The sequence below is a fragment of the Variovorax sp. V116 genome, assembly GCF_041154435.1.
GTDB lineage: Bacteria > Pseudomonadota > Gammaproteobacteria > Burkholderiales > Burkholderiaceae_C > Variovorax > Variovorax paradoxus.
Genome location: NZ_AP028662.1, coordinates 1196319 through 1219743, shown reverse-complemented (window position 1 = coordinate 1219743; position 23425 = coordinate 1196319). Strand labels below are relative to the sequence as shown.

At 63.7% G+C, this 23425-nt stretch carries 19 protein-coding genes; 15 read left to right on the top strand and 4 right to left on the bottom strand.

Translation table 11 applies throughout. The features are described 5' to 3' along the window. The first annotated feature begins 741 nt into the window (after positions 1-741). The 3 genes from ACAM58_RS31785 (at position 742) to ACAM58_RS31775 (ending at position 3684) form a co-directional block, all read left to right on the top strand. Positions 742-1581 carry a phosphatase PAP2 family protein gene (locus ACAM58_RS31785; RefSeq protein ID WP_369664722.1) on the top strand — a complete coding sequence of 280 codons (840 nt, stop codon included), beginning with the start codon at positions 742-744 and terminating at the stop codon, positions 1579-1581. An 82-nt stretch (positions 1582-1663) separates the two neighbouring features. Then, positions 1664-2338, top strand: coding sequence for a response regulator transcription factor (locus ACAM58_RS31780; RefSeq protein WP_369664721.1), 675 nt, complete (start codon positions 1664-1666; stop codon positions 2336-2338). Next, complete coding sequence (locus ACAM58_RS31775; RefSeq protein WP_369664720.1) at positions 2335-3684, top strand: sensor histidine kinase; 1350 nt, start codon at positions 2335-2337, stop codon at positions 3682-3684. Before ACAM58_RS31780 ends, ACAM58_RS31775 begins: the two co-directional genes overlap by 4 nt. 92 nt (positions 3685-3776) lie before the next feature. Here the strand turns inward: ACAM58_RS31775 and ACAM58_RS31770 are convergent, their stop codons facing one another. Beyond that, entirely contained in the window at positions 3777-4634 is an 858-nt protein-coding gene (locus tag ACAM58_RS31770) for a helix-turn-helix domain-containing protein (RefSeq protein ID WP_369664719.1), read from the bottom strand. Between the two features lie 223 nt (positions 4635-4857). On the opposite strand from ACAM58_RS31770, the gene ACAM58_RS31765 reads away from it, so the two are divergent. The 3 genes from ACAM58_RS31765 to ACAM58_RS31755 all read left to right on the top strand — a co-directional run bounded on the left by ACAM58_RS31765 (position 4858) and on the right by ACAM58_RS31755 (position 7922). Further along, positions 4858-5727, top strand: coding sequence for a fumarylacetoacetate hydrolase family protein (locus tag ACAM58_RS31765; RefSeq protein ID WP_369664718.1), 870 nt, complete (start codon positions 4858-4860; stop codon positions 5725-5727). 8 nt (positions 5728-5735) lie between these two features. Beyond that, positions 5736-6518, top strand: a complete 783-nt coding sequence (locus ACAM58_RS31760) for an alpha/beta fold hydrolase (protein ID WP_307596924.1) — start codon at positions 5736-5738, stop codon at positions 6516-6518. Positions 6519-6581: 63 nt separating this feature from the next. Further along, positions 6582-7922, top strand: coding sequence for an amidohydrolase family protein (locus ACAM58_RS31755; RefSeq protein ID WP_369664717.1), 1341 nt, complete (start codon positions 6582-6584; stop codon positions 7920-7922). 90 nt (positions 7923-8012) lie between these two features. On the opposite strand, the gene ACAM58_RS31750 is transcribed toward ACAM58_RS31755, so the two are convergent. Beyond that, a complete protein-coding gene (locus ACAM58_RS31750; RefSeq protein WP_369664716.1) occupies positions 8013-9554 on the bottom strand; it encodes a short-chain fatty acyl-CoA regulator family protein in 1542 nt (513 codons plus the stop codon). Positions 9555-9685: 131 nt separating this feature from the next. On the opposite strand from ACAM58_RS31750, the gene prpC reads away from it, so the two are divergent. From prpC to coaD, 5 genes are all read left to right on the top strand, one after another. Then, entirely contained in the window at positions 9686-10840 is a 1155-nt protein-coding gene (gene prpC, locus ACAM58_RS31745; RefSeq protein ID WP_369664715.1) for a 2-methylcitrate synthase, read from the top strand. Between the two features lie 79 nt (positions 10841-10919). After that, a complete protein-coding gene (gene acnD / locus ACAM58_RS31740) occupies positions 10920-13547 on the top strand; it encodes a Fe/S-dependent 2-methylisocitrate dehydratase AcnD (RefSeq protein ID WP_369664714.1) in 2628 nt (875 codons plus the stop codon). Between the two features lie 11 nt (positions 13548-13558). Beyond that, the gene (prpF, locus tag ACAM58_RS31735) at positions 13559-14752 is read left to right on the top strand and encodes a 2-methylaconitate cis-trans isomerase PrpF (RefSeq protein WP_369665089.1); all 1194 of its coding nucleotides are present in this window, start codon (positions 13559-13561) and stop codon (positions 14750-14752) included. A gap of 14 nt (positions 14753-14766) precedes the next feature. Then, on the top strand, positions 14767-15627 hold the full coding sequence (locus ACAM58_RS31730) for an oxaloacetate decarboxylase (RefSeq protein WP_369664713.1): 861 nt from the start codon (positions 14767-14769) through the stop codon (positions 15625-15627). Between the two features lie 533 nt (positions 15628-16160). Beyond that, complete coding sequence (gene coaD, locus ACAM58_RS31725; RefSeq protein ID WP_369664712.1) at positions 16161-16667, top strand: pantetheine-phosphate adenylyltransferase; 507 nt, start codon at positions 16161-16163, stop codon at positions 16665-16667. Positions 16668-16865: 198 nt separating this feature from the next. On the opposite strand, the gene ACAM58_RS31720 is transcribed toward coaD, so the two are convergent. Together ACAM58_RS31720 and ACAM58_RS31715 are read right to left on the bottom strand one after the other, a co-directional pair. Further along, positions 16866-17558, bottom strand: coding sequence for an HAD family hydrolase (locus ACAM58_RS31720; protein ID WP_369664711.1), 693 nt, complete (start codon positions 17556-17558; stop codon positions 16866-16868). 90 nt (positions 17559-17648) lie between these two features. After that, positions 17649-17777, bottom strand: a complete 129-nt coding sequence (locus ACAM58_RS31715) for a hypothetical protein (protein ID WP_369664710.1) — start codon at positions 17775-17777, stop codon at positions 17649-17651. 197 nt (positions 17778-17974) lie between these two features. On the opposite strand from ACAM58_RS31715, the gene ACAM58_RS31710 reads away from it, so the two are divergent. From ACAM58_RS31710 to ACAM58_RS31695, 4 genes are read left to right on the top strand one after another with little or no spacing between them, the layout of a single operon-like run. Further along, a complete protein-coding gene (locus ACAM58_RS31710) occupies positions 17975-19822 on the top strand; it encodes an AMP-binding protein (RefSeq protein WP_307596914.1) in 1848 nt (615 codons plus the stop codon). Positions 19823-19878: 56 nt separating this feature from the next. Continuing rightward, positions 19879-21066 carry a beta-ketothiolase BktB gene (gene bktB, locus ACAM58_RS31705; RefSeq protein WP_369664709.1) on the top strand — a complete coding sequence of 396 codons (1188 nt, stop codon included), beginning with the start codon at positions 19879-19881 and terminating at the stop codon, positions 21064-21066. Positions 21067-21074: 8 nt separating this feature from the next. Continuing rightward, positions 21075-21368, top strand: coding sequence for a 3-hydroxyacyl-CoA dehydrogenase NAD-binding domain-containing protein (locus ACAM58_RS31700; protein ID WP_369664708.1), 294 nt, complete (start codon positions 21075-21077; stop codon positions 21366-21368). Then, positions 21296-23389, top strand: a complete 2094-nt coding sequence (locus ACAM58_RS31695; RefSeq protein ID WP_369664707.1) for a 3-hydroxyacyl-CoA dehydrogenase NAD-binding domain-containing protein — start codon at positions 21296-21298, stop codon at positions 23387-23389. Before ACAM58_RS31700 ends, ACAM58_RS31695 begins: the two co-directional genes overlap by 73 nt. The last annotated feature ends 36 nt before the right edge of the window (positions 23390-23425 follow it).

The window sequence follows — 23425 nt, the reverse complement described above, 5'->3', positions numbered from 1 at the left end:
GGGACCGGCAGGCTCGCTTGACGGCGCCAAGCCCGTGCGTCATCGAACTGCGCCGGCTGTTCAACTCAGGCCAGCCCAGTTCGGTCAACGATAGCCGTCTGGAAAATAGCGCCGCTGGCCATAGTCGTCCTGCCAATACCGGCGACCCCCGTCGTTGTAGATGCGGCGTTCGCGCCCCTCATGAGTTATGACACCTACGGCGGCACCGCCAGCCGCTCCGATCGCAGCTCCTGCGGCCACGTCTCCGCCTGTCATTGCACTGATCGCTGCGCCTCCAGCGGCGCCAATCAGAGCTCCTTTTATTGCAGCGCGTCGTTCATGTCGATCCGTTGCACAGCCTGTCAGCGTGAGCGTCACCGCCGCTGCAACTGCAAGCACTAGAAGATTGCCCTTCAACCTCATCTTTCAGCTCCTTATAAGATCGCCGCGCGATCCGCGATCTGCGAATCGGTTGGAGACAGACGAGAAGACTACCTATGAGGGTTACGCGAACATTGCAAGAGAGGTCGGCCGCTGTTGGGCGTTGACCACGTCAGGTGGCACTGGCGTCGCGCCGACCATTTGCATCTCATTTATGCGTGGTCGATCTGACGATCTGAATCTCGGGAGTCCTTCTCGATGCGCTCGGCCGTGAACGGAGACCGCCGGCCTTGGCAATCTCCGCTGAAAGCCGCTTGAGGGTTGCTGCAGGCAACCTTGGCTGAGCGTGCCGGCCACGATGTTGGGCGCAGAAGACGTTCGATGATCACGCAGATCCGCCTGCTTCCGCCCGCCAATCTGCGTAATGTTCGCGCAATCTCGGTCCATAGGATGGTCTCCGACCCTTGTGGACCTCAGATGAAATACATCCAACCTGCGCACGTGCCCTTCTCCTGGACCAGAGCACTCTGGCTTCGAATCCGGACACTCTGGTTCCTGAAAATGATCGGTACGGTCGCGGGTATCGCCGCATTCTTCGCTGTGTACTTCTGGACCATGGAAGAGACGGCGGGCCGGGCGATCACGATGCCGATGACGTGGATCGACCAGTGGATCGCCGTCAACGAGTTTGCTTTCGTACCTTACGTATCGCTTTGGGTTTACGTGTCACTCGCCCCCGCGTTCGCGTTGAACGCAGGCGCGCTGCGCGCCTACGCCGCGGGCGCCTTGGCCATTGCTCTCTTGGGCATCGCATCATTCTGGCTTTTTCCCACCGTCACACCGCCGTTCGGCGTTGACTGGTCCCAGGTTCCGATGCTCCGCTTTCTGAAGGAGTCCGACGCCAGCGGAAACGCCTTTCCTTCGCTGCACGTGGCGTTCGCCGTGTACAGCGCGTACGTCATTTCGAGCCAGCTGAAGAGCATTCGCTCGCCGCGCTGGGCCCGAGCTTTCAACTGGTTCTGGTGCCTCGCCATCATCTACTCGACGCTGGCGACCCGCCAGCACGTCGTCGTTGACGTGGCCGGCGGCATACTCGTGGCCTGCCTGGGGCGCCGCGCGGCGTGGAGCCCGTGGGGTCGCGCGATGTGGCAACGTCCCACAAGGCTGGCGCGCTTCAGGCGTCCGGCGGAGCAGTTGGATTGCCGGCGACTCGCGGACTGAGATTTGATCGGGCAAACTACTTCCGGTTTGCCAGAATGGAACTCCATAGCCAGCCTCGTTTGATTCCAAGTACGGTTCGCCCTTGAAAATCCTTGTAGTTGAAGACGATTCCGATCTCGCGCAGGCGCTGGCGTCCGCCCTGCATGACCATTCGATGGTGGTGGACATCGCTTCGTCATTGCGTGAAGCCATGCATCTCGCAATCGATGCGGACCACGATATATTCATCGTGGACAGGGGCCTGCCCGATGGCGACGGCCTTGCCCTCATTGAATTCCTTCGAAGTTCCGGCCGGTCCACGCCGGCGCTGGTCTTGACCGCCATGGGCGAGGTAACGGAACGGGTTCGCAGCCTCGATCGTGGCGCGGATGACTACCTGGCCAAGCCGTTCTCCATCGATGAACTGATGGCCCGGATCCGCGCTCTCGCACGCCGGCCGGTTGTGCGTGCGCAGCAGATCAGCGTTGCCGGGCGGCTGCATTTTGACCATGAATCACGCCAGTTCCAGGTCGGGAGCGAACCGCTTGCCCTGACGCGACGCGAGCTTCTGGTGCTCGAAACCCTTCTTCTGTCCACAGGCCGTACGGTTTTTCGGCAGCGGCTGCTGGAGCGCATTTATGGAGATGCGGATGACATACGCTCGAACTCCTTGGACGCCCACGTATCCAGAGTTCGATCCAAGCTGGAGCAATCGGGCGCAGGCGTGGAAATACACGCCATTCGTGGGGTCGGCTATCTACTGAAAACTTCCGCATGAAACCAAGATCCCTGCGCTGGCGACTGGTCGGAAATCTCGTCCTCCTGCAGGTTGTCGCCAGCTTGCTGGCGCTTCTCGGCGTGATTGCGATCTTCGGCGCGGTAGGAAGACTCGTGGACGAAGGCGGGGAGCGTACGGCGCAGATCATCGGCAGGTCGATTCGGCACACTGCCGACGGAAAGCTTGTGTTGGGAACGACCTCGGAAATGCAGCGGTTGGTGGGCGCTGCACCGAACCTCTGGTTTGCAGCGCGCAATTCGCAGGGATACGAGTTGCGGCATGGTGATGTCCCTCCACGCTATGTCGAGTTGCTTCGAGTCCTGGATGGCGAGGAGCGGTCGGCGTTGGATCTCGCCGAAACTGTCGGTCGGCCTGTGGCTCGTTTCGAGCGGATCGATACGGATGGAGGAGCTGTCAACGTCATAGTGCAGGCTGGCGCGCCGCTGTCCTTGGTAGACAAGTTCAAATGGATAGCGACGGCCTACCTCGTACTGGTAGCTCCCACCATGCTTGTGACGGCACTGGTGGTACTTATGGCTACGCCATTTGTCATCCGTCGCGGATTGGCGGGAACGGTGGCTACTGCGGCCAAGGCAGAACATATCGACATTGATCGCCGTGAAACGCGCTTGCCAATGACTGAAGTGGCCTCCGAGATCCAGCCGCTCGTTGTGGCTGTCAACCGAGCCTTCGACCGTCTCGACGAGGGTTACAAGCGCCACGAAAGATTCTTGGTGGACGCGGCACATGAGCTGCGAACGCCCATTGCAACGCTGCGCATACAGATCGAATCCTTGCCCCAAGAAACCAGGGATAAGGCGCGGTTGGTTCGGTCTACAACGCGGTTGGCGACACTGGCTGAGCAACTGCTTGATCTTCAAAGGCTTACACGCGAACCAGCATCCGTCGATTCCGTCGACCTTCGGCTGCTCTGCGAGCGGGTGGTCGGTGATCTTGCCCCTCTGGTAATCATGAATGGCTGTTCGATTGCGGTCGATGCTCCCGATGCCGTACGCGTCCGCGCCGACGTGACTTCTATTGAGCGCGCGGTGGCGAACCTGATTCAGAACGCCATTGAACATGGTGGCGAAGGATGCGAGATTCGTGTCGGCGTCTACCCACCCGCGACGATAGAGGTGTCCGATTCCGGGCCCGGCATTCCGGAGGATCAACGCAGGCGGATCGTCGAGCCTTTCTACCGGCTTCGCGCCCGCGGGAGCGGAGCCGGCCTTGGTTTGCACCTCGTTTCCGAAGTGGCCCGCATCCATCAAGGGCGACTCCAAATTGGGACATCCGACCTTGGGGGGGTGAGCATGCGCCTGGAGTTGGGCGAGCTTGGGACTTGAAAGCGACGGCCGAAGAGCAAGACTTGCGGAAGGGTGATGTCTTGGCTGGAGCGGCAGGGCAACCTGCCCCAACGCGATGCGCACGCATGCAGCTAGATTTTTGGCTCTCGCGGAATTCCAGTCACGGTTACCGGCATAGGCTCTCGCGCTGCCCGCTTGAAGATCGATGGCGAGACCCCGGTGTGCTCCTTGAAGAAGCGAGAAAAGTTTCCAGGCGCAGAGAAGCCGAGATCCAGCGCCACTTGGGTCAAAGCGCTGCCTTCGGCCACGCGACGCATAGCTTCCTCGACGCGCACGCCGCTCCAGAAGACCTGCGGCGTCGTGTTGAGCTGGTCCCGGAACAGGGCGAAGAAGTGACCGCGCGAGAGCCCCACCTTGGCGGCGATCTCGTCAATGGTGGTGATCTCAGAGACATGCTCTCGCATATATGAGATGGCTCGGCGTAGCCGCTGGTCGAGCATCATGACCCCGGCAGGCGTGTCGTCGGCGCCGGCAGCCGAAGTCGCAATCGCCGCCTCCAGCAGCCGTTCCACCTCGCTGTCCACTGCCGAACGGGCCTCTTGCGCGGAGATGATCAGGTCGAGCACACGCCAGCACGAGCGGCGAAGCACGCCGTTGATTGGAACGCGAGGCGACGGAAACCGAAAGCTTCGTCCCTTTGCGTTTCCAAGATCGTCCAGCCATTGCCGCGAGATCATGAAGACCAGGAAGAGGCAGGAGCCGCCGCTGCTTTCCATGACCATGTCGTGCGCTTCGAAGGCATTGACGCCGAGTGCGACGTCTTCGCCATAGGGCACGACTTCGCTACCCACGTGGGCGATGGCGCGCGTGCCGCCGAGCCACAGTGCAAGCTGCGATTCTGAATGCGCGTGCGCGACCAGGTTCGCACGTGATTCCAGAACGATCGCCGTACCGAACGCCCCTTCGTGCAGTGCGTATGCCTCCGACATCTTTCGGGTCCTTGAATCATGGGTCAACGGCGCAATTGTTCGTCCGGACCGGTCTGACAGGGAGCCGTCCCCGGGTAACTCCCTAGCACTTCACCTGACTCCCCGATACGTCGCCGGATGCTTCGATAAGCCCTCGAAGGCTCTTTTTTCTACAGTTGATCCGTCCCTGCGGCACGTCCATCGGCGCCGCGGCCAGCAAGGCAAATCCCAGGAGCAAACCGAAATGCGCATCGCAACCTTCATCATCGACGGCACCCGGAAAGTGGGCGTGGTTTCCGGCGACGGACTGTCAATCCAGCCCCTCGACCTGTCGTCCGCGCAGTCGGATGCGGGCATCTTGAGCATCATCGAAACAATGGCCGGCGGCGGTGCGCTGCCTTCATCGACCGGTCCCAAAGTCAAGATGGACGACGTAGCGCTCGACGCGCCACTGCCCAAGCCGCGCCGCAATCTCTGGTGCGTTGGGCGCAACTATCACGCGCACGCCAAGGAACTCTCGGCCTCGGTCTTCAAGGACAACAGCGCCAAGACCGACGAGTGGCCGATCGTGTTCACCAAGGTACCGGAATGCGTGGTCGGCCCGCATGACGACGTGCTGGTTCCCGCGGAGGTCTCGACCCAGATCGACTACGAGGCCGAGCTCGCCGTCATCATCGGCAAGGGCGGAAGGAACATCACGCGCGCCGCGGCGATGGAACATGTCTTCGGATACACGGTGGTCAACGACGTGACGGCGCGTGACGTGCAGATCCGTCACGGGCAGTGGGACCTGGGCAAGTCCTTCGACACCTTCTGCCCGATGGGCCCCTGGGTTGTAACGGCGGACGAATTCGACGGCACCAAGACGCGCGTGCGCTGCTGGGTCAACGGCGAGTTGCGTCAGGATGGTCCCACGGAGAACATGATCTTCGACATTCCGACGCTGATCGAAACCATTTCGCACGGCATCACGCTGTATCCGGGCGACGTGATCGCCACCGGCACACCGGCAGGGGTCGGCATGGGGATGACGCCGCCGCGGTACTTGAAGCCTGGTGATGTGGTCCGCGTCGAGATCGACGGCCTCGGCATCATCGAGAACAAGTTCGTCTGAGCCGCACCATGGCGACACAACTCATCCATGGTCTGGCCGTCGAGATCGATGGCGACGGCGATGCACTGCTGTGCATCCACGGGCTCGGCGGCTCGTCGAACACCTGGACGCCGCTTCTTGCAGCGTTGTCCGATTTCAAGGTGATCCGGCCGGACTTGCCCGGCAGTGCGCGCTCACCGCTCTTGCAGGAGCCGCTCTCGATCGAAGGCTACGCAATGCAGCTCGAAGCCTTGCTCTCGGGGCTTGGCATCGAGACGGTGCACGTCGCCGCGCACTCGCTCGGGACCATCGTTGCGCAGCACTTCGCAGTTCGCAATCCCGCCATGGTCAAGTCGCTGGCGCTCTTCGGCCCGCTCGTTGCGCCGCCGGACGCGGCCAGGCCGAACATCCTGGCGCGCGCGGCGGCCGCGCGTGGCGGGGTGGTGGCGATGCAGGAGATTGCCGATGCCATCGTCAAGGCAGCCACCAGCCGGGAGACGAAAGCCGAGCAGCCCGCGGTGCTTGCGTTGGTGCGTGAAAGCGTGATGCGCCAACCCCCCGAGGGCTATGCGCAAAGCTGCGAGGCGCTGGCTGCGGCGCAGTCGGCCGAGATCGAGCAGATTGTCATACCTGTCTTGCTCGTGACCGGCGATCAGGACGGGGTCGCACCGCCAGCCAGCGTCGCTGTGATGGCCTCACGCATTGCCGGATCGCGACAGGTGGTCTTCGACGGCTGTGGCCACTGGACCACCTTCGAGGAGCCACTACGCTGCATGGAGGAACTCAAACGGTTCCATGCATCGCTGCGCTGATTTTTTACAGGTCCTTAGGTTTCATCCACCATTTCCGGCATTCACGACCGGAGGAGACATGTCATGACCCGCACTGCATTCACCAATGTCCGCATCTTCGATGGCACCGGCGAAGACCCTTACATGGGCGACGTTCTTGTCGAAGGAAAGCGCATCGTCGAAATTGCGCGCGCACCGCAGAAAATCAGCACCGACGACGCCCGCGTGATCGAGGGCAGGGGCCGCTTCCTCATGCCCGGCATGACCGAGGCGCACACGCATTTCTCATGGAATGATCAGCCTTCGCTCGCCGCGATCCAGTTCATGCCTCCCGAGGAGCACATGCTCTGGTGCGTACGGGTGGCCAAGCGCTATCTCGACATGGGCTGGACTTCCGCCATTGGCGCAGCGGCGGCCAAGCCGCGACTCGACGTGGTGCTGCGCAATGCCATCGAAGCCGGGGAGTTTCCCGGCCCTCGCTATCTCGCGGGCAGCCAGGAAATCACGACGATTGGCGCGCTCGGGGACAACACGCTGCCGCACATGAAGTTCGAGGAGCTGAGCTTCGGCAGCGTCTGCAGCGGCCCCGAGGAAATCCGCAAATCGGCCCGAACCTTCATCAAGTACGGCGTCGACCACCTGAAGATCAACCTTTCCGGCGAGTACATAGCGGGCCTGCCGGCAGAGATGTCGCCGTTTGCCGAGGACGAGGTGGCAATGCTGGCGCAGGAGGCCAAGCGCTATGGCAAGCGCATGGCAGCGCACGCCCGGTCCAGCGAATCGGTCAAGCAGTGCGTGCGCCACGGCATCGAAATGGTCTACCACGCCAGTTTTGCCGATGCCGAGGCGCTGGACATGCTCGAAGCCGCGAAGGACAAACATTTTGTCGCACCGGGCATCGGTTGGTTGATCCGTACCACCTACAACGCTGCCGAATACGGGATCACCGAAGCCGTGGCTACGCAGATGGGCTACAAGCGCGAACTCGAAATCGCATCAGCCTCGCTGCGCGAAATGCACAAGCGTGGAATCCGCATCCTTCCGGGCGGCGACTATGGCTTTGCATGGATGCCGCATGGCACCAATGCGAACGACCTGCAGTACTTTGTCGACTACATCGGCATGACGCCCAAGGAGGCCTTGCTCGCCGCAACTCAGCTCGGTGGCCAGATCATGCAAAAGCCCGACGAACTCGGCCAGTTGAAGGCGGGCTACTTGGCAGACATCGTTCTCGTGGATGGCGATCCCTTGAATAATCTCGCGCTGCTGACGGACCCGGGGAAGATTCAACTCGTGATGAAGGATGGGGTCATCCACAAGGACTGCGCAACACCGGTGCCTTCCGATGCGGCGCTGCATCGGAACGGCGCGGACTCTCCGTTGCGGGAGCAAGGTGTCAGTGAAGCGCTTGCGGAGCTGACCTGAAGTGAGCGGCACGAGCGTGCGCGGCATCCAATCTCCCGGGCACTTGCAGAGAGCAAGGAGCAGACTTCGGAGCGATCCAGTCGTGCTTTTTCAGTTGCGTCGCCTGCCTGCAAGTGGCTCCGGTCGCACCGTGCGCATCGCCTTCGGCTCTATCTGGGGCGCGTTGGCATACGGTGCGAACTGGCGCACGTTCTCGTTGACCTGAAGTTCTCGGCCAATGGCAGGGAAAGCCCTCTGTGCACAGTCCTCGCGCTCGCAGACCTTGCAGCCGGCGCCGATCGGCGTTGCGGCTGCAGGATCTCGGAGGTCGAGCCCGGTTGCATACACGAGCCGGTGAGCGTGCCGCACGTCGCATCCCAGCGCGACGGCAAAGGTGCGCGCGGGCGCTGCGAACCCGCCTCGCCGGCGCGATATGCACCGGGCAATCCACAAGTAGGTACGCCCGTCGGGCATCTGTGCAAGTTGCGTCAGGATCTCGCCGGGCTGGGCGAATGCCTGGTACACATTCCACAGCGGACAGGTGCCACCCGTGCGCGAGAAGTGGAAGTCCGTGGCGGATTGGCGCTTTGAGATGTTGCCGGCACGGTCCACGCGTACGAAGAAGAACGGAATTCCCTTCGCGTCCGGCCGCTGCATGGTCGAGAGGCGGTGGCACACGGTTTCGAAGCTCACCCTGAAGCGTTGGCTGAGCAGGTCGATGTCGTAACGCAAGGCCTCCGCCTCGGCCAGGAAGCGGCGGTAGGGCAGCAGCAGAGCACCCGCAAAGTAGCTGGCAAAGCCGATGCGGGCCAGCGCGCGGGCTTCGTCGCTGCCGAAGCTCTCATGGGTGGCGAACGATTCAATCAGGTCGGCCGCGTCCAGTCGCGCGATCTGTGTGGCGAGTTGAAATGCTCGCTGACCTGGCTCGATGTCGGCCGAGAGGCTCAAGGTGCGGCTTGAAGGGTCAAAGGCCCGGACAATCTCGGCGTCGTTGCCGCTGCGGCGTGCGTTGATCGTGGAGACTCCATGCAACTTGGACAGGTGTCGTTCCAGCAACGCGACGAGGTCGCCGCCCGCAGTGGTGGCGTCTTCGCCGGAGATCTTGCCTGCTCGCTCGGCATCGGCATCGCGGTGCAATTGTTCGAATAGTTGCTCTGCGCGTTCGTCGAGCACCGCCATGTGGTTGTGCCGCTCGTAGAAGAAGTCGCGCACCTCTTCGTACGGCTGCAATGGCATCGCGGAGCGCTGGGGATTGTGATCGCCGTCAATGCCGTCGGCCAGGAGCATCAGGCGTTCCTCGGCATTGCGGCAACGCTTGTGCAGACGCACCAGCACCTGCGCCATGGCTGGCAGTTGGCCGACCATGGCTTGCACCTCCGCCATGGAAACAGGCTCCTGTGCACCAGCGTCGGCCACCACTTCCCGCAGTTCCGAGATGAGGCGGGCCTCTTCATCTTCCGAGAAGAACTGCAGGTCGACCCCAAGGCTTGATTGCAGCCGCAGCAATACTGGCACCGTCAGGGGCCGTTGGTTGTTCTCGATCTGATTCAGGTAGCTGGGTGACAGGCCAAGTGACTGCGCCAGCGCGGCCTGTGTCAGTCCGCGCTGCTCCCGCAGGGTCTTCAGGCGCACGCCCATGAACGTCTTGTGCATCGTGAGTACTTCGCAAACATTGCAACTTGGCTGAAAGGCTTTCACAAATCTACGCCAATTCAGCACTGGTCAGCTTCATTGTCCGCTGCGAAGATTGCAAACACAACACGAGATCGAAAGTGAGCCTTGCGATGACCGAAGTCCCTACCGTGTCCTTCAAACCGAAGAAATCCGTCGCCCTGTCCGGCGTGACGGCAGGCAATACCGCGCTCTGTACCGTCGGGCGCACCGGCAATGACCTGCACTACCGCGGTTACGACATCCTCGACATCGCGGAAGTCTGCGAATTCGAAGAGATCGCGCACTTGCTCGTGCACGGCAAGCTCCCGAGCGGCCCGGAACTCAAGGCCTACAAGGCCAGGTTGCGTGCCATGCGCGGCCTGCCTGCCAGCGTGAAGGAGGCACTCGAGAGACTACCCGCCAGCGCGCACCCCATGGACGTGATGCGAACCGGCGTTTCGGCGCTGGGCTGCATCCTGCCGGAGAAGGACGACCACAGCCTGCCCGGTGCGCGTGACATCGCCGATCGCCTGATGGCGTCGCTGGGCTCCATGCTGCTGTACTGGTATCACTGGAGCACCCAGGGCAAGCGCATCGAGGTGGAGACCGATGACGATTCGATCGGCGGCCATTTCCTTCACCTGCTGCACGGCGTGAAGCCCGCCCAGGCGTGGGTGCGCGCGATGCATACCTCGCTGAACCTGTACGCCGAGCATGAGTTCAACGCCTCGACCTTCACGGCGCGTGTGATTGCCGGCACCGGCAGCGATATGTACTCGGCCGTTGCCGGCGCGATCGGTGCGCTGCGCGGGCCCAAGCACGGCGGCGCCAACGAGGTGGCCTTCGAGATTCAGAAGCGCTACGACAACCCCGACGAGGCAGAGGCCGATATCCGCCAGCGCGTTGAAGCCAAGGAAGTCGTGATTGGCTTCGGCCATCCGGTCTACACCGTGAGCGATCCGCGCAACGTGATCATCAAGGGCGTGGCCAGGCAGTTGTCGGAGGAAGCCGGTTCGACCAAGATGTACAACATCGCCGACCGGCTGGAATCGGTGATGTGGGAAGTCAAGAAGATGTTCCCCAACCTGGACTGGTTCAGCGCCGTGAGCTATCACATGATGGGCGTGCCAACCGCGATGTTCACGCCACTTTTCGTGATCGCCCGTACCAGCGGCTGGGCCGCCCACGTGATCGAACAGCGCATCGACAACAAGATCATCCGTCCGAGCGCCAACTACACAGGCCCCGAGGACCAAAAGTTCGTGCCGATCGAGGATCGGCGCTGAGCTTCCTTTTTGGCCCGAAAGCGATCGGGCTGTCATGCATCCGAAGGCCCTAACCGCCGCCATGTTTTCCTCTCGCCCCATGAACACACCCTACAGAAGACGCCTCTCCGACACGGCGCTGGACTACATCGACGCGCGCGCGGCCGTCGATGCGCTGCGCCCCGGCGCGTGGAACGGTCTGTCCTACACCGCGCGAGTGCATGCCGAAAACTTGGTTCGTCGTTGCGAGCCCGATATCCTGGACGAATGCCTGCTGCAGATCATCGAGCGGCGGCGCGATCGGGACTTCCCGTGGTATCCGGTTCGGGTGGTTTGCCACGACATCCTGGGCCAGACGGCCCTGGTGGACCTGGCGGGCCTGCGTGACGCGATCGCGGCCCAGGGCGGCGACCCGGCGCAGGTCAACCCCGTGGTGCCGGTACAGCTGATCGTGGACCACTCGCTGGCCGTGGAGTGCGGTGGCTTCGAGCCTGATGCCTTCGCCAGGAACCGGGCGATCGAGGACCGGCGCAACGAGGATCGCTTCCATTTCATCGACTGGACGAAGCGGGCTTTCGCGAACGTCGAGGTGATCCCGGCAGGCAACGGAATCATGCATCAGATCAACCTGGAGAAGATGTCGCCTGTGGTGTACGTGCAGGATGGCTTGGCGTTTCCCGATACCTGTGTGGGCACGGACAGCCACACGCCGCATGTTGATGCACTCGGCGTCATCGCCGTAGGGGTCGGCGGCCTTGAAGCGGAGAACGTGATGCTGGGCCGCGCCTCGTGGATGCGTCTGCCCGACATCGTCGGTGTGGAGCTGAGCGGGCGGCGGCAGCCGGGGGTGACCGCGACCGACATCGTGCTGGCACTGACGGAGTTCCTGCGCAAGGAAAAGGTGGTTGGGGCCTATCTCGAGTTATTCGGCGAGGGTGCACGCAGCCTGACCATCGGCGATCGCGCGACCATCTCCAACATGTGCCCCGAGTACGGCGCGACGGCCGCGCTGTTCTACATCGACGAGCAGACACTCGAATACCTGCGCCTGACGGGCCGCGAGGAGGCACAGGTCCGGCTGGTCGAGAGCTACGCCAAGACGGCGGGCCTTTGGGCCGACACACTACGGGATGTTTCGTACGAGCGAGTGCTCCAGTTCGACCTCTCGACCGTCGTGCGCGCCATGGCGGGCCCTTCCAATCCGCATCGGCGCCTGCCCACCTCCGACCTCGCTGAACGCGGCATCGCCGTCGGCCTGGACGAAGCGCGCGAGCAGGAGGCCGAGGGCCTGATGCCCGACGGTGCCGTGATCATCGCGGCCATCACCAGTTGCACCAACACCAGCAACCCGCGCAACGTGATCGCGGCGGGCCTGCTGGCGCGCAACGCCAACCGGCTGGGGCTCGTTCGCAAGCCCTGGGTGAAGTCCTCACTGGCGCCCGGTTCGAAAACCGTGGAGCTCTATCTGAAAGAGGCCGGCCTGCTGCTCGAGCTGGAGAAGCTCGGCTTTGGCATCGTGGCCTTCGCGTGCACGACCTGCAATGGCATGTCGGGCGCGTTGGATCCGGAGATCCAGCAGGAGATCATCGACCGCGATCTGTACGCGACCGCCGTGCTGTCCGGCAACCGCAACTTCGACGGCCGCATTCACCCCTACGCGAAGCAGGCCTTCCTGGCATCGCCGCCTCTTGTCGTGGCCTATGCCATTGCCGGCACGATGCGCTTCGACATCGAGCGAGACGTCCTGGGCGTTGCAGACGGCCGGGAGATCCGGCTGAAGGACCTCTGGCCGGCCGATGAGGAGATCGATGCCGTGGTCCGGGCCAGTGTGAAGCCCGCGATGTTCCGTCAGGTCTACGAGCCCATGTTTGCCATTCGCGCCGACAGCGGCGAAGTGGTGAGCGCTCAGTACGATTGGCGGCCGGTGTCTACCTATATCCGCCGCCCTCCCTACTGGGATACCGAGGGCGTCGGGGCGCTCGCGGCGAACCCGCGGACCCTCCAGGGAATGCGTCCACTGGCCCTTTTGCCGGACAACATCACGACCGACCACCTGTCGCCTTCCAACGCCATCCTGCTCGACTCGGCCGCCGGCGAGTACCTGGAAAGAATGGGCTTGCCCGAGGAAGACTTCAATTCCTACGCGACCCATCGCGGCGATCACCTCACCGCGATGCGTGCCACCTTCGCCAACCCCACGCTCAGAAATGAGATGGTGCGCGACGCAAAAGGGCAGGTGAGGGCTGGTTCGCTCGCCCGTGTGGAGCCCGAAGGCAAGGTCGTGCGCATGTGGGAGGCCATCGAAACCTACATGGATCGACGCCAGCCGCTGATCGTCATCGCGGGCGCTGACTATGGCCAAGGCTCGTCGCGTGACTGGGCTGCCAAAGGCGTGCGCCTGGCCGGTGTGGAAACGGTGGTGGCCGAGGGTTTCGAGCGCATCCACCGCACCAACCTGATCGGCATGGGCGTGCTGCCGCTGGAATTCAAGCCCGGCATCAGCCGGTTGACCCTGGGGCTGGACGGCACTGAGACTTACGACGTGGTCGGCCAACGCGCACCGCGAGCCGAGTTGACTCTGGTCATCCATCGAACGAAGGGCGAATCGCTGCGAGTTTCCGTCACCTGCAGGCTGGATACTGCCGAGGAAGTCTCGATCTACGAGGCTGGCGGCGTGCTGCAGCGCTTCGCTCAGGATTTTCTGGCCGAGCGCAAGCCGGCCGTATGAGGAGCATCGCCATGTCATTCCAACCCCAGATCAGGATTCCCGCCACTTATCTTCGCGGTGGCACCAGCAAGGGCGTGTTCTTCCGCCTGCAGGACCTGCCCGAGGCCGCGCGACGCCCCGGCCCGGCACGTGACAAGCTGCTCCTTCGCGTGATTGGCAGCCCCGATCCCTACGGCAAGCAGACCGACGGCATGGGCGGGGCTACCTCATCCACCTCAAAGACGGTCATCGTGGCGGCATCCTCGCGACCCGACCACGACGTGGACTATCTCTTCGGCCAAGTCTCCGTCGACAGCGCTTTCGTGGACTGGTCAGGCAACTGCGGCAACCTGTCGTCCGCCGTGGGCCCGTTCGCGATCGCCAACGGCCTGCTGCCGCCCGGACGCGTTCCCGAGAACGGGTTGTGCACGGTTCGCATCTGGCAGGCCAACATCGGCAAAACGATCGTCGCCCATGTACCCATCACCAACGGGGTGGTGCAGGAGACTGGCGATTTCGAACTCGACGGAGTGACTTTTCCTGCTGCCGAAGTGCAGTTGGAGTTCCTCGACCCCGCGGAAGGGGCCGACGGCGATGGCGGAGGGGCGATGTTCCCGACCGGTCGTCCGGTGGACGACCTGGAAGTGCCCGGCATCGACACCTTCAAGGCCACGTTGATCAACGCCGGCATCCCGACCATCTTCGTCAATGCGACGGACATCGGCTACACGGGCACCGAACTGCAAGATGCGATCAATCGCGACGCCAAGGCGCTGGTGCGCTTCGAGCTCATCCGCGCCCACGGTGCCATGAAGATGGGGTTGATCCGGAACCTCGACGAAGCGCTCAAGCGGCAGCACACACCCAAGATCGCCTTCGTTGCGCCGCCTTCCGACTACGTTGCCTCGAGCGGCAAGACCGTGAAGGGAGAGGAAGTCGACTTGCTCGTGCGCGCGCTTTCCATGGGCAAGCTGCACCACGCGATGATGGGCACGGCGGCCGTGGCCATCGCGACGGCCGCCGCCATTCCCGGCACCTTGGTCAACCTCGCTGCCGGCGGAGGCACTCGTCAAGCTGTGCGCTTCGGCCATCCTTCGGGCACGCTGCGCGTAGGCGCCCAAGCCGAGCAGATCGACGGTCAGTGGAAAGTGACCAAGGCTTTGATGGGCCGCAGTGCGCGCGTACTGATGGAAGGCTGGGTCCGTGTGCCCGGCGACAGCTTCTGAACACAGAGAAAAAAATGTCAACTCGCAAACAACTCAAGTCCATGGTCGAAGCCCGACGTGGGATGCTGGTGCCGGGCGCTTTCAATGCACTGTCTGCCAAGGTGATCGAGGATCTGGGCTTCGAGGCCATCTACGTGACCGGGGCCGGTGTCACCAACATGTGGTTCGGCATGCCGGACCAGGGCTTCATGGGATTGTCGGAAATTGCCGATCACACAGCACGCATCCGCGATGCCGTGTCGGTGCCGTTGATCGTGGATGCCGATACGGGATTCGGCAACGCGCTCAACGTGCATCACACTGTGCGCACACTGGAGCGTGCGGGCGCGGACTGCATCCAGTTCGAGGACCAAGTCGCCCCTAAGCGCTGCGGTCATTTCTCGGGCAAGGAGGTGATCTCGACCGAAGAGGCAGTAAGCAAGATCAAGGCTGCTGTCGATGCGCGCCGGGACTCCGATCTCATGATCATGGCTCGAACGGATGCGGCTGCCAATCACGGCTTCGAGGCCGCTGTGGAGCGCGCCCAGAGATTCGCGGAGGCCGGCGCGGACATTCTGTTCGTCGAGGCCGTGACCACGGCGGCCGAGATTCGTGCGCTGCCACTGCGTCTGAACAAACCCCAGCTGATGAACATGGTGATCGGCGGCAAAACCCCGATTTTCAACGCGAACGAACTGGCCGAGATGGGCTATGGCATCGTGCTGTACGCGAATGCGGCGCTGCAGGGAGCCCTGGCCGGGATGCAGAAGGCCCTGGCTGTGCTGCGCGATGAGAAGGAGGTGCAGGAGTCCAGCGGACTCGTGACGCCATTTGCCGAGCGCCAGAGGCTGGTGGATAAGCCTCACTGGGACAAGCTCGAGAAGCGCTACAGTTGAAGTCCTCATTTGGCGGCTGCTGTGTGAAATCATTCGCAAGCGGTGGTTCGGCGGGAAAATTACCGGATGACTAAACCCGTTGAGCTTTCCGACGCCGACTTGCAGGAGCGGGCGCTCGCGTGGCGTCGACTGGCCTTGCAGGGCGTGCTGCATGCCAGGGGCTATGCCCATGAGCACGAGACAGAGCTTCGTCGCCGCAATCGAGCGCCGATGTCATTGAGCGACCGACTGGGGCCGCCCTTGGCTGCATCGCCCGCTCCGCGGCGCTGGTGGCGCTTCTGGTAAGGCTGGCTGCGGGTGGGTCACTCCTGGCTTATCGCGAGCCTTGTCATGCCGGGGTCTCAATGCTTTGCACGCGCGTAGTTCTTCCTGAACGATGGGGTCTCGCCGTGAGAGATTTACTCACACCCTGAGCAGGTAAAGTCCGGTCGACCAGACTTGCCTTCGCTTTGCGCACGCACCAACGCACGGCAGTGGATTGCTGCTGATCGGCGCGAAACGTCGGTTCGTCGGCTGCACATCGGAAAAGCACCATGACCAGATCCTGCCCCCTGATCGCCGTCTACCCCGGCACCTTCGATCCCATGACGCTCGGGCATGAGGACGTGGTGCGTCGCGCGACCCAATTGTTCGACCGGGTGATCGTCGCCGTGGCCGCCGGCCACCACAAGAACGCGATGTTTACGCTAGCGGAGCGCATCGATATGGCCCGTCAAATGGCAGAGAGCTATCCGCAGGTGGAGGTGGAAAGCTTCTCCGGACTGCTACGAGATTTTGTCGTCGCGCGCGGTGGCAAGGCGATGGTTCGGGGCCTGCGCGCGGTAACCGACTTCGACTACGAGTTCCAGCTGGCAGGGATGAACCGATGCCTGATGCCAGAAGTGGAGACCGTCTTCCTTACCCCTAGCGACAAGTACCAGTTCATTAGCAGCACGTTTGTGCGAGAGGCAGCGATGCTGGGCGGTGAAGTCGACAAGTTCGTTTCGCCAGAGGTCCAGCTGCGGCTCTCCGAGAAGGTAAAAGCCTTGTGCAACCCATAGGTGTCGGTGCCCATTTGACGCCCGCCCTGCGGCTTGTGACGCTATGCAGCCGGGATCCGGCACGCTCGATGCCCCTTGTGGGTTCTCAGAACACTTGGGAAATTTCTTACTGCATGTCAAAGAGCACATGTGTCCGTTGACACGGAAAGTGAGAACTGCATTTGTGCCATCGTTCGATGATCCTGTTGCGCTTGCAAATCACTTGCCCCCAGCGCGTCGCAGATCCGTGGCGGTCCGCTCGGCGGTCGCGATCAAGTCCGGCAGCTCGCGCATGTCTGCGAATACGTCCATCGCACCAGCCTCTATCAGCCGCGCCGCATATCCTGCGCCGATGTGGCTGCCGCCCAGAAAGCCCAGCACCCTGATGCCCGCGGCGCGCGCCGCCCGCACGCCGGTGAGGCTGTCCTCGATCACCAAGCAATGGCGCGGATGCAGGCCCAGCCGATGCGCTGCGTGCAGGTAGGCGTCGGGCGCCGGCTTGGGGCGACCCACATCCTCGGCGCTGTAAAGGTGCGCACCGGTCAGGGGCAGCAGCCCAGTTCGCTCGACGCTGCGGCGCAGCCGCGGGAAGGCGCTGTTGGAAACCACTGCTACCGGCAACCCCAGGCTGCGGTAGACCTCGGCCGTCTCCGGCACGGCGGGTGCGCGCTCGGCTACTTCGGCGTCGATTTGCTGTTGGAGCGCAATGCGTTCGGCCGGCGAGAGCACCTTTCCGGCACGTTCTTCCATGAGCTGAATGATGTCGATTAGCCGGCGGCCGAACATGTCCTGGGTGAGTGCGCCCAGATCAGTGCGGTCGAAAGCGGTCTGCAGCACGTCGACCAAGATCGCATCGGCGATGACTTCGCTGTCGACGATCACTCCGTCGCAGTCGCTCAGGATGCCCAGCACGCGCCGACTCGATGGTCCGGTGCTCTGCACGATCACAACTCGCAGATCCGCTTCTTAGCCGCCAGGATAGCGGCGGGGCTCATGCTCAGTTCAGTGACTCCCATCTCGATGAAGTGATCTCCGGGTGTCGGCCGCGACAGCCATCATCGAGAACTGCACCAGGGTCACGGCCTGGTCGCCAAAGGCCCTGTAGATGTTCTGGAAGACGGCAATCTGCATACGGCGGATGGAGTAGCCAATCGTGCCTCATGTCGATGACGATCGGGCTGCGCACATTGGAATTGGGACGAAGGGCATGGGGAGTCGTTCCAACGACAGGGCCGGTCTGCCGAGCAGTGTAGAGGGTTACCACCTAGATAAGTCGATAACATTATTATCTATAGTAAATCCAATAGAACAAGTAACAAAGGACAAACATGGAAGCAGCCCTGCAAAAGCGTCGCGAAGACTATGGCTATATCGAGCAGCGTCGCTCGCTTGCGGGCGGCGCACATCTCATCGAGGCGGAGACAGCCCCTGTGCGGCGCTCCTCGACCCTTTGTGAGATGCTCGAGCGCGGCGCGGGCGAGCATGCCGACCGAGTCTTCTTGCGCGAATCGGTGAGTGGAACGTGGCGCGAGCTGCGCTACGGCGAGGCGCTGCGCTTGTGCCTTCGGCTCTCGAGTTCCCTGGTGGCGCGCGGGCTGACGGCCGAACGGCCAATGGCGATCCTTTCGGAGAACGGCATCGACCACGCCATGTTGGCTCTGGCGGCGATGGCGGTGGGCATCCCGGTGGCGCCGATCTCGGTGGCGTATTCGCAGTTTGAGGATCTGTCACGTCTGCGCGGCATCCTGCAGGCGCTGACCCCGGGTCTGGTTTTTGCCCATGACGAGGCCGGCTACGAACGCGCGCTGAGTCTTGCCGAGGAGATGGGCGCGGCGGTCGTCGTGGGCAATGCGGTTCCTACCAAGCCGGGGCGCGCCACGATCGCGGATCTGACCGAGGGTGTCGCAGGCGTGGATGTCGCCAGCCTCGTGTCACGGGTGGGCGACCACACGGTTGCGAAGGTGCTATTCACCTCCGGATCGACCGGCTCTCCGAAGGGCGTCATGGTGACGCAGCGCATGATGTGCAGCAACCAGGATGCTATGGCTCAGGTGTGGCCGTTCCTCGAGGACGAGCCTCCCCAGATCGTCGATTGGCTGCCCTGGAATCACGTCTTCGGCGGTTGCCTCAACTTCAACCTCGCGCTGCGAAACGGCGGCACGCTCACCATCGACGATGGTCGCCCTGTCCCCGGGCGGATGCATCCAACCTTCGAGAATCTCAAGGCCTTCCCTCCGTCGGTGTACCTTGGCGTGCCCAAGGCGCTGAACGAATTGGTCAAGGCATTTCAGACGGATGCCGACCTGGAACGTGCGTTCTTCCAGCGTCTGCGCGTCGTCTTCTCCGCCGGTGCGGCGCTTCCGCAGGCGACTTGGGATGCATTGCATGCGGCTTGCTTGCGTACGACAGGGCACCAGCTCAACCTTTTCATCGGTTGGGGATCGACGGAGACGGCGCCGGTCGTCAGCATGACGCGACGCGAGTGCTGCCGGTCCGACTCGATCGGGCTGCCACTCCCCGGCGCGGCGATCAAGCTGATGCTCAACCAGGACAAGCATGAACTACGTGTGCGCGGACCGATGGTAACGCCCGGCTATTGGCGCAATCCTGAACTCACGGCGGCTGCGTTCGACGACGCGGGCTTCTACATCATCGGCGACGCCGGCAAGCTCGACGACGATCACTGGGAGCGCGACGGCATCCTATTCGACGGACGAGTCGCGGAGAACTTCAAGCTGCAGAGCGGCACCTGGGTGAGCGTCGGCAGCCTGCGCCTTGCGGCGCTGTCGGCCGGCGCGCCCTTGTTCGACGAGGTTGTGGTCACCGGCCACGACCGCGACGAGGTCGGCCTGCTGGTCTTCCCCAATCTCGCCGCATGCCGCGGGCTGTCCGGCCTGCACGACGCCGACTTGGCGCAATCGATAGCGCACCCGTCCGTCCGCGCAGCGGTGGCGGCGGCGCTGCGCGAACTGAGCAGCGCCGGCGGATCGTCGATGCGGGTGCACCGCGCCCTGCTGCTGGCGAGCGCGCCGTCGATGGAAGCCGGGGAGATGACTGACAAGGGCTACCTCAACCAGCGCGCCGCCCTGGCCAACCGCAGCCAGGATGTCGCGGCGCTCTACGCAGAACCTCGCAACCCTGCCGTCGTCCTCAGCGACGACGTCGCCAGCCACTGAACGTCGACGCCGCTTCGACACCAACCCACCAGATCGAAACACAGCCCTTCATCGCCATGGCAAACGACATCTTCATCCTCGGTAGCGCCAGAACGGCCATCGGCACCTTCGGCGGCAGCCTGAAGGACTTCACGCCCACCCAACTCGGCCGCGTGGTGGTGCGCGAGGCGATCGCGCGGGCAGGCGTCGGCGTCGGCGACGTCGACCATTCCGTTTTCGGCAACGTCATTCCCACCGAGGCGGCCGATCTGTTTCTCGGGCGCACCGTGGCCATTGAGGCGGGCATGCCGGTCGAGTCGCTCGGGCTGACGGTCAACCGCCTGTGCGGCTCCGGTGCGCAGGCGATCATGAGCGCGGCCCAGATGATCCGCCTGGGCGAGTCCCAGATCGCGGTGGCCGGCGGCGCCGAGGCGATGAGCCGTGCGCCCTTGTCCGTGCAGGGCATGCGCTTTGGCAACCGTATGGGCGACAGCGTGGTCTACGACTGGCTGCACAACACCCTGGCCGATCCATTCGGCCACGGGGCGATGGGGTGCACGGCGGAAAACGTGGCCGCCAAGTACGGCATCGGCCGCGAGCGCCAGGACGCCTTCTCGGTGGAAAGTCACCGGCGCGCCGCCGCGGCCGCCGCGGAAGGGCGCTTCAAGAAGCAGATCGTCGGCATCGAGATCAAGACCAGGAAGGGAATGACCGTCTTCGATGCCGACGAGCATATCCGGCCTGGAACGACGATGGACGACCTGGCCAAGCTCAAGCCGGTGTTCCGGCAGGGCGGCTCGGTCACCGCCGGCAACGCCTCGGGTATCAACGACGGGGCCGCGGCAGTCGTGCTGGCCAGCGCGCAGGAAGTCGATCGACGCGGGCTGCAGCCGGTCGGGCGACTGGTTGGTTGGGGGCTGGCCGGCGTGCCACCGGAGATCATGGGCATCGGCCCGGTGCATGCCGTTCCCCTGGCGCTGGCGCGTGCGGGCGTCACGCTGGCGCGGATCGACGTCATCGAATCTAACGAAGCCTTTGCGGTGCAGGCCCTGTCGGTGATCGATGGCCTGGGCCTCGATCCGCAGAAGGTCAACTCGAACGGCGGCGCGGTCGCGCTGGGCCATCCCCTGGGAGCCACCGGAGCGATCCTGACGGTCAAGTGCCTCGCGGAACTGGGGCGGATCGGCGGCCGCTATGGCCTGGTCACAATGTGCATCGGTGGTGGCCAGGGCATCGCCCTGGTGGTCGAGAACCTCGCGCGCTGAGGACCGGCATGATCCAACAGATTTCTCGCGCTCTGGTGATCGGCGCCGGCAACATGGGCGCCGGCATCGCCGCGCAACTGGCCAATGCCGGCGTGCAAACTGTCCTGCTCGACCGCGTGCTGAGCGGCGAGTCCTCGCGCAACTGCCTGGCTGAGCGCGCCATCGAGCGGCAAATGGGCGGAGGTGGATTCATGCACCCGACCGGACGCGGCTCGTGCAGCCGGGGAACATGGAGGACGACCTGGAACAGCTTGCGCTGGCCGATTGGATCATCGAGGCCGTCTACGAAGACCTCGACGTGAAGCGCAGCCTCTATGCCGAGATCGAGAAGCGTCGGCGTCCGGGCTCGATCGTGTCGTCGAACACCTCGACCATCCCGCTGGCGCACCTGGTCGAAGGCCTGAGCGAATCCTTTGCACGGGACTTCGTCATCACCCACTTCTTCAATCCGCCGCGCGTCATGAAGCTGGTGGAACTGGTGTCCGGTCCTGCGACGGCGAAGGAGACGGTCGACCGCGCCGATGCCTGGTGCGCGAAGGTCATGGGAAAGACGGTCGTGCGCTGCCGCGACACGCCAGGCTTTATCGCCAACCGCGTCGGCAACTATTGGATGTCCGTCGCCGTCCTAGAGGCCAAGAGGCTGGGACTGACCGTCGAGCAGGCGGACGTCGTCATGAGCGCACCCTTCGGTATTCCCCGCACCGGCATCTTCGGCCTGTTCGACTATGTGGGCATCAATCTCGTGCCGCTGGTGTGGGGCAGCTTCATGAAGTCGCTTGCGGCAAGCGACGCCCATCGTCGCCATGACATCACGCGCGACAAGCTGATCCTCGGCATGCTTGCGCAGGGCCTGACCGGCCGCAACGCTGGCTCGGGCTTCTATCGCACCCGCCAGGAGGGTGCGAACAAGATGCGCGAGGCGATGGACCTTGGCACCGGAGCCTATCGGCCGCTCGAGCCCGCGCGCCTCACTAGCCTCGACGTCGCCGGGCGCGATCTGCGCAAGCTGTGCGAGCAAGGCGACGCCGCGGGCCATTACGCCTGGAGCGTTCTTTCGCACACGGTGAGCTACGCGGCGGAGGTCGGACCCGAGATCGCCGACGACGTCGAGTCCATTGATGTCGCGATCCGCCTAGGCTACAACTGGGCCGCCGGGCCCTTCGAACTGGCCGATCGCGTGGGCTGCGAATGGATACGGGACCGGCTCTCGCAGGAGGGGCGCGCCGTTCCCGCGCTGCTCGGCCAGGCGGCCGCAGCCGGCGGCTTCTACCAGGAGGGGCGTCCGCTCGATGGCGCAGGCCAGCGCACGGCGGCCAACGCCGGGCGCGGGGGATTCTCGATCGGGTGCGCCAAACGCTCTTCGGGCAAAGTCGCTGGCAACGGATCGGCGTCGCTCTGGGGCGTTGGCGAGGGCATTCTGGCGCTGGAGGTGCACACCAAGATGAACGCCTGCAACGAGCAGGTTGTCGATCTTCTGGAGGCGGCGCCGCGCCACGTGCAAGCCGGCTTTCGCGCCCTCATCCTGGCCAACGACCATGCCCGCGCGTTCTCCGTCGGCGCGGACCTGGGCCATTTCGTCGCCTATGCGAAGGCTGCGGACTGGCCCGGCATGATCCGCTTCGTCACACGTGGACAGGCCGCGTTGCTGGCTTTGCGCCGGGCCGCGTTCCCGGTGGTCGGCGCGCCTTTCGGGCTGGCGCTGGGCGGCGGCTGCGAGCTTCAGCTCAGTTGCCATGCGAGCGTCGCGCACGCCGAGTTGAATGCCGGCCTGCCGGAGGTCAAGGTGGGGATCCTGCCCGGTTGGGGAGGTTGCACGCGCCTGCTCGAGCGCTGGACCGAGCGATGCGGCGGTGATGCCTTCCTCGGCGCGAAGAACGCACTCGAGGTGCTCGTCGACGGCAAGGTGACTTCATCGGCGCTGCAGGCCGTCGATCGCGCATTGCTGCGCCCGAGCGACCGGATCGTCATGAACCGCGACTTCGTGATCACGGAGGCTCGTTCGCTGGCAGTGGCGATGTGCGAGGCGCCGCGCCCGCCGAAAGCCGCCGTCGAGTTCAAGGTGAAGGGGACTGCCGGGGCGGACGCGTTGATCGCCCATCTCCAGGAGATGCGAGCCGACCTCGACCTGAACGAACACGACTTGACCATCGCACGCGCCATGGCCGAGGTGCTGACCGGCGGCGCGGTACCGCCCGGCACCGTTGTCGGCGAGGAACACATCCTCGCGCTCGAGGTGGAAAGGATGGTCGCGCTTTCCAGGATGCCGCAGTCGCTGGCGCGCATGGAGCACATGCTCACCACCGGAAGGCCACTGCGCAACTGACTGGCGCGGCATCACGCAGCGCGCAAACCCAACCGG